The 14,180-nt window shown below is 58.8% G+C and carries 5 protein-coding genes; 1 reads left to right on the forward strand and 4 read right to left on the reverse strand.

What is annotated here, in order from left to right; translation table 11 throughout:
• Positions 1 to 344 precede the first annotated feature (344 nt).
• Entirely contained in the window at positions 345 to 7,412 is a 7,068-nt protein-coding gene (locus tag FFH90_RS04105) for a TcdA/TcdB pore-forming domain-containing protein (RefSeq protein WP_138866714.1), read from the forward strand.
• A gap of 119 nt (positions 7,413 to 7,531) precedes the next feature.
• Here the strand turns inward: FFH90_RS04105 and FFH90_RS04110 are convergent, their stop codons facing one another.
• The 4 genes from FFH90_RS04110 to purH form a co-directional block, all read right to left on the reverse strand.
• On the reverse strand, positions 7,532 to 8,128 hold the full coding sequence (locus tag FFH90_RS04110) for a MarC family protein (protein ID WP_018928428.1): 597 nt from the start codon (positions 8,126 to 8,128) through the stop codon (positions 7,532 to 7,534).
• Between the two features lie 82 nt (positions 8,129 to 8,210).
• Entirely contained in the window at positions 8,211 to 10,985 is a 2,775-nt protein-coding gene (locus FFH90_RS04115) for a hybrid sensor histidine kinase/response regulator (RefSeq protein WP_018928427.1), read from the reverse strand.
• A gap of 99 nt (positions 10,986 to 11,084) precedes the next feature.
• Positions 11,085 to 12,380 carry a phosphoribosylamine--glycine ligase gene (gene purD / locus FFH90_RS04120; RefSeq protein WP_064616059.1) on the reverse strand — a complete coding sequence of 432 codons (1,296 nt, stop codon included), beginning with the start codon at positions 12,378 to 12,380 and terminating at the stop codon, positions 11,085 to 11,087.
• 189 nt (positions 12,381 to 12,569) lie between these two features.
• Entirely contained in the window at positions 12,570 to 14,177 is a 1,608-nt protein-coding gene (purH, locus tag FFH90_RS04125) for a bifunctional phosphoribosylaminoimidazolecarboxamide formyltransferase/IMP cyclohydrolase (protein ID WP_018928426.1), read from the reverse strand.
• Between the last annotated feature and the right edge of the window lie 3 nt (positions 14,178 to 14,180).

Raw genomic sequence — 14,180 nt, forward strand, 5'->3', positions numbered from 1 at the left:
TGCCTGTGGTCTTTTTTCTGTCACTAATGTCTTGTTTTATTTATTCGGAAATATTAAATATTTTGCATCGTTGAGTGTGTGACAGGTTTATTTGAGATGGCAGTAGTTTGATGTTTGCTGGTGATGTGTTAAGTAACTTTTGGTGTCGTTAGAGTGTGTTGTTAAGTTTTTTTGTTTCTGCTTTATTGAAATTAATTGAATTTCTTCCTGTTTGAGCTTGCCTGTTTCAAGGCGTAGTTTTCAACTTCCAGGCCAAGACTTTAGATGCCCTGTTGTTTGAGTGTCTGTGCTTATTGGCTGACCTATTCGTTGATAATTAAACCGAAACAGTAAACGGGATACGCATGCACGATATTGAGCGCCGAAACAAGGATGGTTATGTTGATTTTGTCAGTCTTTTCAAACTGGCGGATCTTGAGCGCGGATTGTCGTCGCATAAAGACAGTCCACACTACGAGGAACTATTGCGTTATTACTTTGCCTGTGTGGGGCTGCTGGAGTCGCCAAGACTGCTCGAACCGTTAGGGTTATTTAAACACACGCTGACACTGTTGCTGGGCAACAAGCGAGTCAAACGCAATCTTGATTCGCAGACGCCGGGCAATGCTGACGACACCGCGATGCAACTATCGCAGATACATGACGAAGTCGAACGGTATGAGTCGCGTCTTCGGTTCAGTGTGGAGCAGATGAACACAGTGGCGACGGAAGTTCCCAAGGTGTTTCATTTTGTCTGGCTCGGTGGCGGTCTCGGCGCCATTCAGCGCGATTACCTCAACCTATGGAAACAGGTGTTGGCCGAGCATGGCTACACCCTCAATCTCTGGTATGACAGTGATGCGCTGCTGGCATATCAAACCAACAAACTGATTGTTGACGCCGCCAAGGCGCATGCCCTGACGCAGGTCGCAGACAAAAGTATCTCCGAAGATGAACTGGCAACCCTGTACGAGGAGCGCGCCATTGTTCTGAAGCAACAGATGTACGCACACATCAATGCGGCAGTGGCTAACGGTGAATCAGCCGATGAGGCACGGATGGATCTGCTGACTCGGGCCTACGGCCAGGATGCGGCGCAACTGCAAGCGTTGAAGGAAAGCAATCACCGCAGTGTGCAGGACATGAACGGTTTCCAATTGCGCGATCTTGATGCGGCCGAGGTGCCGTTGCAATTACAGGGCATCTACGAACAGGAAATGCGATTACGCGGCAATCTGGCGGCGGCGTCCGATGTGGTGCGTGTTGAAGTTCTGTTTGGCGAAGGTGGCATCTATGCCGATGTGGATAACCTGCCGCCGTTATCGAGAACGCTGGGCGAAGTCGATATCCACGGTTTGGGTTCCGATGCGCATTTGGGGATTTTGCAGTTATTGCTCAATGACAATCCTGAATGGATGCCTGGGCGTCGCGCATCCTCCAGTTACATCGAGACGATTCCCCCTGAGCATTTGCCGGCACTGGAGGCTTTTGTAAAAAGCCGGCCGGGCCTGAGTGAGGTATTTCAGCCACCGGCAGATCGGTTGGCCCGACCCTTTATGCTGCGAGCGGCGTCGGAAGGCAGTTCGATAACGAATGCATTTCTGATGGCGCATCCCCGCTCGACGATTCTGCAAACCGTGCTCGAGCGTTTCCGGTTCAACTATGAGGTGATTGAGGCTTCGAACCGGTTGGCCGCCCGACGAGGCGTTGCTTTGAGCGATGTTGATGCCATGGCACCGCTGGTGCAGGAAGTGGTGGAAGGAACGTATGGGCCGCTGATTGAGCTGTCGATGGAAGAGGAAATATTTGCAGGGTTTCTGATCGATGCCATTGCGACCTACTTTCGCGACGGCATTCGGCTTCAGAGCGAAGGGACTATCTACCTGACCGGCCCTGGAGCCGTGCGTGATGGCATGGCCGATTACGCAAGAGCCCACTTTACCCCCTCGGTGGCTGAGGCCGTGCGCAAGGAGGCCGCCATTGCGCGCTACACGTCGGTCAACCGCGCGACCGAAGAAGAACTGGACCATTCCTGGAAGGACAATGAAACCGACCCTGATAAATGGGTCAGTAATGAGCAGAAACGCTGGCAGGAAGGCCAATACAAGACCCGTTACAGCGGCGATATCGCGCAATTGCTCAAAGGCCCGACGATTGAGTTCGAGCAGGGCTGGCCGGTGATCGAAGAGCGGCCGGTGCTGCTGACCCACGTGCTGGAGCGTTTGGTCGAAGGGCTGGGCGAGCCGTTCATGGCGGCGATGAGTCGGGGGCACACTGGCGCTATCCGCTTCGAAGATCCACTGCCGCTGAGTTTTGATGATCGCCAGGCCATTCGTAATCAGCCCCTCGAATCGCAAGCCCCTGCTTTCCTGAACGATGGGAAAAGCCACAACCCGGGTGTCGATGAAGTGCTGAGCGACATCGCCAATGGCACCCGTCACTTCGTCGAGACGACCCCCTTGCAGAGGCTGTCGCTGGGGGTGTTGTTGGGGATGGACTCACTGCATAACCAACGCTTTGTGGAGTTCACCGGTGAGCTGGACAATCTGGCCAACAGCATGGTCGGGCAGGGCGCTTCAGGCCGTTACGCCGTCATTGAGCGGCAACTGTACAAGCGCGAGGCACCGGGATTCATCGCCAGTCTGAACAGTGATTCAGAACCGGCGCCGAGGGCGGCCGGCAGCGCACTTGAACTGAAAAAGGCTGCATTGACACAGGCGCGGACGGCGGGCCAGTGGGGGCGCCATGTGGCGCAAATCCAGCAGGTGGCGACCCTTGAACATCGCATGCAGATCGTCGAGAAGGTGGGGCAGATACTCGACGAGATCGAAGCCAGCAGCATCAAACTGGTTCCCCAGGATCTGCTACTGCGCAGCGGTGGCGAGGCGGTTGGCGGCCGGTGCTACCCGTTGGCCCTGGTGATGAGCGCGGCACTGCTGCAGGACGACGTGGCCTCTCGGCAGTTGCGTGAACGTTTCTATCTGTCCGCCATCGATCCCGAGCAAGCTGATTCGGCAACCTTCCTTCAAGCGCTGGAAGAGCTGCGGGATGTGCAATTGAACGATGTAGGGGCACCGCTTGACCGCGCGGACCTGGATCAGGTCACTGCCGCTCTCGAGCAACATGAAGGCAGCCGCGCACTGATGCTTAACTCCGACAATCATTCGATGCTGGTGGCCAAGACCGTAGAGGGCGATCACACCACTTATCATTTTTACGACCCCAACTTCGCGTTGTTCGAATTCGAACAACCGGCCATGTTCAAGCGGGCGCTGGAATACTTTTTTCTGAAGCAAGGCATGGCACGGCATTACGCGGCCTATGGTTCGCAAGCCCGGCCGGAGTTTGACCTGATTGACCTGCATGGGGGAAAGGTGTCTGACTTGAAGCTGTCTGCCGGATTTGCCGTGGAGCAGCTACTGAAGTCCGAACCGTTGCCGGGAGCACCGCTGCGTCCGATTCGCCAGCGCCTGAACAGTGCCCGTGGGCAATCGCTGGTCAACAATTGGCATCTGGGCAGCAGTTTGCTGGAGCTCGATAGCCACTGGTGGGGACAGCAGATCGCACACGCCAGCGTCGGTTTGCAGGAGTTGCATGCGTCGGTAACGCCGCTGGTGCCGTTGTTCGAAACGCTGGAAATTACGCCCGAGGGTAAATATCGGGTGAGTCTGATCAATCCGTCAGACCCGGAACACGAGGTTCAGGTGATCAGCGGCGATCACCGTCTGTTGCGGATCAAGAATTGGCTGTCGGAACAGTTTTCGACCCTGGCGCGTAAACCGGCCGGGACGGGCGGTGTCGTGGATCCGACCGAGATCGGCAGTGTTCACACCCTCAACGCAGGGTTCGCCATTCAGGCGTTGATGAACGCGTTGCGTGGCCGGGAAGGGGAGGGCCGGACATTGACCACCGCCGTGCGCCTGCACGCTTACGTCAACTATGCCCAGTTGGTGCATGGCACCGTCGTGGATGTGGTTGGCCTGGTGCAGTTGGTTCGCACCGCGTTGAGAGAAGAGAAAATCATCGCTCGTACTTGCGCTCCGGTCGTCGGCGAAGCTTTGGGGCATGCAGCCGGTGAAGGCGTCGGCGCTGTATTGGGGCTGGCCAATGTCGGCTTTGATATTTATCAGTTGTCGACGGCGCAAAACGAAGTCGAGAAGGCCCAGTTCGGTACTCAATTGACATTCGATACCGCCAGCCTGGCGCTCACGGCAGGCGGTATCGGTGCAGGACTGGCCGGCGCATCGACCGCCGCTGCGGTGCTCGGTGGCGCCGGGGTGATTCTTGGTGGCTTGGCCATTGGTGTTGCTGCACTGGCCCAAGGGTTTGCCAGCATCTTGCGAGACGCCGAGGAGGTCGGCAAGTTCTTCGACGACATGGATCGGGGGTATCGCTCGCATGGCTACCGGTTCGATCACACCGTTGGCGCCTGGGTCGTGCGGCCTTCGCTGATCGTCCAGCGCATAGATCTGGGTGCTGGCAAGTTGCTGCTCGACAGCCCGAAGCTGTTTCCACTGCACGACCACTTTGGAGTGCCGGGTTTCGATGTTGATTACACGCGGGCGATCAATATCCGCCAGGAATTGAACCTGCCCGGTCAAAAAGAATTTGCACCGCCCACAGGGCAAGCCATTGTGCTGCCATGCACACCGCAAACCTTTTACGGCTATGAGTACAAGGCGCTGCCGTTCGCCTCCGCATTTCACGACCCCGGTTTTGACACGGCCCGGCGCCTTGAAAAAAAGCAAGCGGATGGTCAGCGGCTATTTCTGTTTACGTTCTATTCCTTTCCGTCGCATTACATCCTTCATCGCCTGAATCCGGTGTATCGCGAAACGGTCATCGAGGTGCAACTGGATGGGGTGGATCGTTCACTGGTGGTCCCCGTTTTGCCGGATGTCTGGCACGGCAAGTTGTCGTATGAGCTGACAGGCGCTGGGGGGAGCTGTTCATTGATGCTCAATCCCGGTGCAAGTATCCGTCTTGTCTCTCCCAGCCTGAAGCAATGCCACTGGGTGTTGCAGGCAAGCTGGGCGAGTGAAAGTGATATCCGCGTCGAGCCTTACGGCGAACTGTATATCGGTACTGTCCATGTGAAAATTGCCGGCAAAGGTCGTCATGAGGTGCTGATCCAGGTGGCGGATAAACAGTTGTTCAGCGTTGACCCTGGCAAACGCCAATTGGACATTCTCCAGCAGACAGCGCCTGAAGGACTCGATGAACAGGCATTGCTGGCGCACTACAAAGGCCTCGCGCAGGAGCATCGACTGGTATTGCCGTACACGCAGATCCATCGTTACCTGATTCCGTACGAGGCGCCGGACGAGCCCCGTTACACCAATGCCTGGTATGACTGCGCTGAAGATCGTTTCCTGTATATCCGCAACGAGACCGTCCTTGAGGCCGACGAGGCGCAGCTGTCGATGGTGGTCGAGGGTTCTGCTTATTTCTACCAACCGGAGGGCCACCAGATCTGGCAAGTCGATGCCGCCACAGGCTTGCTCAAGAATCGCTATCGCTTACTGCTAGAGGACAGCAAAGGCTCCATTCGCAGTATCGAAGCGGATGCTCATGGTGTGATTCATGTCGTGCAGGAGTACGTCACGGGCAATCAGGCCGCCAGGCAGTACCGTTACCTGATTCATGAAGGTCGATTGCTGTTGAGTTCCGTGACTCACGATATGGCGCGGGAACTGCAGGCGTTGGTGTTTGCCAGCGAAACGCTGGCCGACTGGTCATCGGTGTTCGGCAAGTATGTGTCTTTCAATCCTGTTCCTGAGCGGGACGGCTTCACAACGGTCGACTGGCAGCCGGCGCCTTACGTTTCGATCTGTTGGAAGTTTGACCCGGATCGGCGAGACATGGCGTGGGTTCGCAGTCGCGATCAGTTGCTCATTCATCCGCTGCCCCGACCTCAACACACGCGTGGCTGGGCCGATTCGATCAAGCACCTGAACGATCTGATGCTGTTGCCGATGGCCGACGACAGCGACATATTCTTCATTTACGACCGGCTCGCCCAGACCCTTTGCCGACTGCAACGGACCGTGACGGAGGGCAAAGGACAGTGGGGCCACCAATGGGTGCAGCCCGCCGGTCTCAAGCAGGTCGTGGCCGTCGAGAGCGGCTATGTGGCACTCGATGAGGAGGGGCTGTTTTTCAACCTGACCGCGCAAGGCGAGGTGCAGCTGGGCGGCCTGAGCGAGCAGTGGCTCAACGGCCGCGCCCAGTGGTGGCAGGCGCTGGAGCCGATTGCCGAGCGTTACCCAGGCAAAAATATTGCCATTGTCGGCCTGCGCAATTTCGCCGATAACGGCAACGTGGGTGCCTGGTATGTGAGTAACCGCCTGGTGCTGTGCGATCCGGGACTCGACAAGGAAATTCGCCTGCTTGGCGTTACCCCGGACAATCAGGCGGTCTGGCTGTTCGATCTGTCCAGCGGTGAAATCTGGAATCAGACGTTCATCGATCCGCAGCAACTTGATCAGGCATTCGGCACGGGCTCGCGATTGTTACTGGGCGACAGGTTGCCGGCTCATCAACCAGAGTGGGCGGATTGGCGTTTTGCCGACGTGACCATCGAGGGCGCCGGCTTGCGTGGGACAACCGTTGACGGCGTACTGCTCGAACTCCGCCATCAAGAGGTGGAGATCATCACTGGCGTCAGCCACGACTGGGTGAACGCCCATGGCGAACACTTGATCGAAAGTCTCCAGGCGTTACTGGAAACGGCGGAACATGCCGAATTTGTATCTGTGGAGTCCGAACCCGGCAGCTTGCAGTGGTATGCCGTCCAAAGCGCCCGGTTGATCCGGATTACCGGTAAGGATCTGCCCGCAGATTATTCGCTGCTGGGCACTCAAGGCCAGGTCAATGTGTTGCTGCATGAGGCCCGGGAAGGACGGGTGCGTGTGTATCCGGACAGGCGAAGCATCGGGCCGTTCGATTATGTCCAGCGCAACGCCGAAGTGCTGGTTGTCGAAGGAGAAAAGACCCTGGGTGATCTCCTGCCGCTGATTCCCGATGACGTCAATACGTTGATTCTGCGATTGGGGCAGGGTGCCGTGACTTATCACCTGACGAAGGCTGTCTGGCTGAGGCTCGACTCAGTCATCGTCGACTGCCGGCACGCACTGGGTGAAGTGCCGGCCATTCCAGGCAAATTGATCTGGGCCTTCGATGATCCGCAAAGATTGCTGTTCGAGATTGTTCAGGAGCATCTGGTCATCGTTGACCCGGACAGTGAGCACAGTTTGATCTTCCGTGATGTGTGTTCCGTCGACCCGGCATTGCGCGGTGATGTGTTCCTAGCGTTTGAAAAGCTGCAATCCCATCCGGTATCGATGTTCGTGGCGCGGTTGCGCGACAGGAAAGAAAAAAACGGCAGTGCAACGCTGCAGGAGTTGTTGGCGGAGCCGGCAGTCGCAGGATAAGCAGCGACTGGCGCCGGGTTCATGAAAAAAGGCCGCGAACGATTCCGTTCGCGGCCTTTGACATGATGGGGGCGGTGTGGCGATCACCACGTTCACGGGATGACGGAGTTGTTCGCTTATCAGGGCACCAGATAGCCTTTTACGCCGGTAAAGATGATCTGTGCTGCCAGCGCACAGACAAAAAGTCCCATCAAGCGACTGACGATTTGCAGGCCCTGATCGCCAAGAATCCGCTCGATACGGTTCGACAAGTAAAGCACCACCCCCACCGTGAAACTGGCCAGGGCAATGCTGAGGATCGCGGTGAGTTTGTCGTCCCAGTGCGGTTGGCTGACACCCATTACCAACAGCGCACCGATGGTGCCCGGGCCGACGGTCAGGGGGATGGTCAGCGGGACGATGGTCACGTCTTGCTGCACGTTGTCGGTTTGCACCACCGACTTACCCTGGGCCATGCCCAGCGCCGAGATGAATAGCACGCTGCCGGCGCCGATGCGAAATGCATCCACGGTAATGCCGAACACGTCAAATATCACCCTCCCGAACAGGTACAGCAAGACGCTGGAAACCAGTGTGGCAATTGCCACTTTCCAGGCCAGGCGACGTTGTTCCTTGCGCGAATAACCGCGGCTCAGACTGATAAAACAGGACAACACGAAGAACGGGCTGTAGAGCACCAGCATCTTCAGATAAACGCTGAATAACACGTGGAGCATAATGTCGGCTCGCGGCAGGAGATTGTTGGAGCGGAGTCTATCAGCCGGTTTAGAAAGTTGTCGGCGCGCGACGGGAGATTGCTCAGAACGTCGAAGCCGTACGATTCTGATGATCGCGCTGGGCAACCCAATGCTCGATCAGGTCGCGCAACTGCGACAGCTCGACCGGTTTGGCCATGTGCCCGTCCATGCCGGCCTGACGCGCGCGCTCTTTGTGCTCGGCAAGGATGTGCGCGGTCAACGCCACCACGGGGGTGCGAATCCGCTGGTTGCCGACTTCCCAGGCACGCAATTGCTGGGTGGCGGAGAAGCCGTCAAGGATTGGCATTTCGCAGTCCATCAGCACCAGGTCGTAACGCTGGGCCTTCATTGCCACCAAGGCTTCTTCGCCATTGCTGGCGGTATCCGGTTGCAGGTTGAGCTTGCCCAGCATGCCGCGGATGACCTTGGTCGAGATGCTGTTGTCTTCGGCCACCAGGATGCGGAAGTCGCTGGGCACCTTGACCGGAAGGGTAGGGCCGGTGGGCAGGTGCTGCGAGGTCGCCGGGCCGTTGTTGCGCTGGTTCAGTTCGTCCGCCAGGGTGGTCTTGAGGGTGTAGCCGGCCACTGGCTTGGCGAGGATGCGCTTGATCCCGGAGTTGCGCGCGATGATCTTGCTCGGCGCGTTGCTGATGCCGGTGAGCATGATCAGCAGAATGTCGTGGTTCAGGCTCGGGTCTTCCTTGATCTTGGCGGCCAGTTGCATGCCGGTCATACCGGGCATGTTCTGGTCCAGCAGGACCACGTCGAAATAATCGCGCAGGTGGGCCTTGGTGCGCAGCAGCGCCAGGGCCTCCTTGCCGGACGGTACGGCGCTGACGTTCAGGCCCCAGGCGCTGCACTGCTGCACCAGCACCTTGCGACAGGTGTCGTTGTCGTCCACGACCAGTACGCGTGCGCCTTGCAACGGACTGTCCAGGTCCGAGGTCGGATGCTCGAGACGGTCCGGGTCCAGTGGCAGGGTCAGCCACAATGTGCTGCCTTGGTTGGCGCCGCTCTTGATGCCGAATTCGCCCTGCATCAAACGGATCAGCTGACGGGCAATCACCAGCCCCAGATTGCCCCCCAGGCTGGTGGCCGAGAGGAAATGCTTGCTGTGCAGCTCGGCGTGCATCAGTGCGTCGCGCTCTTCAGCCTCCATCGGCTGGCCGCTGTCCTGCACGGCGATGCGCAGCCGCGGTTTGGCGCTGCGTTCATCCAGGGCGACAACGATCAGAATCTCGCCTTCGTCGGTTTTCTTCAGGGCGTTTTCCAGCAGGCTCAGCAGGGTCTGGCGCAGGCGCGTCGGATCGCCGCTGATGACGCGCGGTACCTGTGGCTGGATAAAGCTGATCAGCTCGATGTTCTGTTGTTCGGCCTTGGCGCGGAAGATGCTCAGGCAGTCTTCGATCAGGGCATTGAGGTCGAACTGCACATCGTCCAGCTCGATCTGTCCGGACTCGAGCTTGGAGATGTCGAGAATTTCGTTGATCAGTGTCAGCAGTTCGTTGCCGGCGCTATGGATGGTTTGCACATAGTCGCGCTGCTTGACCGACAGCGGTGTGCCCAGCAGCAGTTCGGTCATGCCCAGCACACCATTCATCGGGGTGCGGATTTCGTGGCTGATTTTCGCCAGGAATTCAGCTTTGGCGTTTATTTCGGCATTGCTGGCAGCCAGGTCGCGACTGACGCTGAAACGGTCTTCGGTGATGCTACGCTGTCGCTCGCCCAGGGCCACACTCATCAACAGGCCACTGATACAGATAAACACCAGCAGGGTGATGATCAGGCCTTGCGGGGCGACAAGGGTCAGCCCCTGCAGCGCCGGCAGGATAATCAACGTGCCAAGGTTGAATACCACCATGGCCGCCACGAACAGGCGAGCCGGGCGATAACCTTTTTGCCAGTGATGGGCGCTGACGAACAACATGCTCAGGCCGGCCAGGGCAACCAGTGCGTACGTGATCAGGTTCAGCGGCAGGGTGTTGACGAACAACAGCAGCAGGCCGCAGGCCACGATGAACAGGATGTCCCCCAGCAGCAGCTTGTTCAGCGGGTGCGGGCCGAGCGGGGCGAAAAAACGGTAGGCGAACATCAGGCCGCAAGGTGCGGTCAGCAGCAAGGCAAGATAGGCACCGGGTGTTTGTACGACGGACCAGTTCGGCAACCATGGTCGGGCCAGGTTCAGCAGCAGCACCAGGCTGAGCAGCAACAACCCTTCGCACGCTGCCAGCCAGAGGCTGCTGCGCGAGCGGGTGTAGGTGTAGCGGGTCAGGTTATGCAGGATCAGCATCCCGAGACAGCCAAAGAGCAGACCGTAGATCAACGTCTGGTTCTGAGTGGCTGCGCTCATGACCGCCGATTGCAGGGTGATGTAAGGCCGAAACTGGTGTTCGGAGACCAGTCGCATATAGACGTCGAGGGTTTTGTCGCTTTGCGGCAGCGGCAACATGAAGTCGTTGCCGGGCAGGGGGCGCTCAGCCTGAGGCTGCCCGGTGCCGGTATTCAATTGATCGATCAGCTGGTCGCCATCGAGCACATACAGATTGAGGTGCGACAGGTCGGGAGCGAACACCCTCAGCAACTGTTCGTGTTTGCCGGGTGCCAGCCTGAAACGCAGCCACAGCGCACCGTCAGGCCCGGCTGCGGTGAGGCGGTCGAGTTCAACGGGGCTGAATTGATTGGTGTAGCGGCCGGAGCGGATGTCGCTCAGCTGCAGATCGCCCTGTTCGTCGAGCAATACCGCCCAGCCACTGCCTTGCGAGGCCTGGGCCGGGAGCATGCAGAGCAAGGTCAGCAGAGTGACGGTGAAGCCTATGGCAATCCTGAGCCAGCGCACGGCGAAATCCCTTCGTAGGTTGATGCCAGAATATAACTATGCGCGGCGCCGGAATAGTCCGGCAAGGGCTGCAAGCCCTTGCCTGGCCGAATGGATGGCTTATTCCTGATTTTCGCCACGCTCGCGGGCAATGGCACGGTAGCCAATGTCCTTACGATAGAAGCAGCCTTCCCAGTCGATTTTAGCCGCCAGTTTGTAAGCCTGCTGCTGGGCTGTGTCGACGCTGGTGCCCATGGCGGTTGCGCACAGTACCCGACCACCGGCCGTCACCACCTGACCGTCCTTGAGTGCAGTGCCAGCGTGGAAGACTTTGCCTTCCAGTGCCGCGGCTGCATCCAGACCGTTGATGGCAACGCCTTTGGCGTAGTCACCCGGGTAACCGCCAGCGGCCAATACGATACCGACGCTCGGACGTGGATCCCACTGTGCTTCGACCTTGTCCAGCGCTTGCGCCAGGGCCGCTTCGACCAGCAACACCAGGCTCGACTGCAAACGCAGCATCACCGGTTGGGTCTCAGGATCGCCGAAACGGCAGTTGAACTCGATAACTTTTGGGTTACCAGCCTTGTCGATCATCAAGCCGGCATAGAGGAAACCGGTGTAAACATTGCCTTCCTCGGCCATGCCGCGCACGGTTGGCCAGATCACCAGGTCCATGACCCGCTGATGGACTTCGGCGGTGACGACCGGTGCCGGGGAGTAGGCGCCCATGCCGCCGGTGTTCGGACCGGTGTCGCCGTCGCCGACGCGTTTGTGGTCCTGGCTGGTGGCCATCGGCAGCACGTTCTTGCCGTCGACCATGACGATGAAGCTGGCTTCTTCGCCGTCCAGGAACTCCTCGATGACCACGCGGGAGCCGGCATCGCCAAACGCGTTGCCAGCGAGCATGTCGCGCACCGCGTCTTCAGCTTCAGCCAATGTCATGGCCACGATCACGCCTTTGCCGGCGGCCAGGCCATCGGCCTTGATCACGATCGGTGCGCCTTTTTCACGCAGATAAGCCAGGGCCGGCTCGATCTCGGTGAAGTTCTGGTAGTCGGCGGTCGGGATCTTGTGACGCGCCAGGAAATCCTTGGTAAAGGCTTTCGAACCTTCCAGTTGCGCGGCACCTGCGGTCGGGCCGAAGCAATCCAGGCCACGGGAGCGGAACAGGTCGACAACGCCTGCAACCAGCGGCACTTCCGGGCCGACGATGGTGAGGGAAACGTTTTTCTCCGCGAAATCTGCAAGCTGCTCGAGGGCGAGCACGTCGATGGCGACGTTCTCGCACTTGGCTTCAATGGCGGTGCCTGCGTTGCCCGGGGCAACGAACACTTTCTGCACGCGCGGATCCTGAGCTACTTTCCAGGCCAGGGCGTGTTCACGGCCACCGCTGCCAATGATCAAAACATTCATTTCAAAAACCTCGGATGACGCTAATTCTGTTTTGGAACCTAAAGCGCTTCACGCCGTAGGAGGTCGCAACGAGGCCGGTAGATGCAAGGCGGAGTCGACCTCGATGAGCGGAGTTGCCTTTTGGCAATGAGCATCATCGAGGTCGGTTCCAACGCAGCAGATACCGGGTTCAGTGCGGCCGTTGTCTTATTAGTGACGGAAGTGGCGCATGCCGGTGAAGACCATGGCGATGCCGGCTTCATCAGCTGCCGCAATCACTTCGTTATCACGCATCGAGCCACCTGGCTGGATCACCGCAGTGATACCGACCTTGGCTGCGTTGTCGATGCCGTCGCGGAACGGGAAGAACGCATCCGACGCCATGACCGCGCCCTGCACTTGCAAGCCGGCATGTTCAGCCTTGATCGCGGCGATACGCGCGGAGTTCACGCGGCTCATCTGGCCGGCGCCGACACCGATGGTCTGACGGTTCTTGGCGTAGACGATGGCGTTGGACTTGACGTACTTGGCGACTTTCCAGGCGAAGATCAGGTCGTTGATTTCCTGCTCGGTTGGCGCGCGCTTGGTCACCACTTTCAGGTCTTCGCTGCCGATCATGCCGATGTCGCGGCTCTGTACCAGCAAACCGCCGTTGACGCGTTTGTAGTCCCAGGCTGGAACGCGGTCAGCCGACCACTCGCCGCAGGCCAGCAGGCGTACGTTGGCTTTGGCGGCCACGATGGCGCGGGCTTCTGCGCTGACGGATGGGGCGATGATCACTTCGACGAACTGACGCTCGACGATGGCCTTGGCGGTTTCAGCATCCAGCTCGCGGTTGAACGCGATGATGCCGCCGAACGCCGACTCGGTGTCGGTGGCGTAGGCCAGTTCGTAGGCTTGACGGATGCCGCCTTCGGCGTCCGGGCTCACGGCCACGCCGCACGGGTTGGCGTGCTTGACGATCACGCAGGCCGGCTTGACGAAGCTCTTCACGCATTCCAGCGCGGCGTCGGTGTCGGCCACGTTGTTGTACGACAGCTCTTTGCCTTGCAGTTGGGTCGCGGTGGCGATGCCGACTTCGGCAGGCTTGGCTTCAACGTAGAACGCCGCGCTCTGGTGCGGGTTCTCGCCGTAGCGCATTTCCTGAGCCTTGATGAACTGGCTGTTGAAGGTGCGCGGGAATTCGCTGCGGCCGGAGGTCGAGAGGGTTTCAGCCGCCTGGTTCACGGTGCCCATGTAGTTGGCGATCATGCCGTCGTAGGCGGCGGTGTGTTCGAAGGCCTTGAGCATCAGGTCGAAACGCTGAGCGTAGGTCAGGCCGCCGGCCTTGAGGCTTTCCAGAACGTTGGCGTAATCGCTGGCATTCACCACGATGGCCACGTCTTTGTGGTTTTTTGCCGCCGAACGGACCATGGTCGGGCCGCCGATGTCGATGTTCTCGATGGCAGTCGGCAGGTCGCAGCCTGGCTTGTTGATGGTGGCTTCGAACGGGTACAGGTTGACCGCTACCAGATCGATCGGCTTGATGCCGTGCTCGCTCATGATGGCGTCGTCGATACCGCGACGACCAAGGATCCCGCCGTGGATTTTCGGGTGCAGGGTTTTCACCCGGCCGTCCATCATTTCTGCGAAACCGGTGTAATCCGCGACTTCCACTGCGGCAACACCATTGTCGCGCAGCAGCTTGAACGTCCCGCCGGTGGAGAGGATCTCTACGCCCAGGGCTTCGAGCTCTTTGGCGAATTCAAGGATCCCGGTCTTGTCGGAAACGCTGATCAAGGCGCGGCGGATCGGCAGGCGGGTAGTCTGGTCGGTCATCTC

It is taken from the genome of Pseudomonas sp. ATCC 43928, assembly GCF_005938665.2.
Classification (GTDB): Bacteria; Pseudomonadota; Gammaproteobacteria; order Pseudomonadales; family Pseudomonadaceae; genus Aquipseudomonas.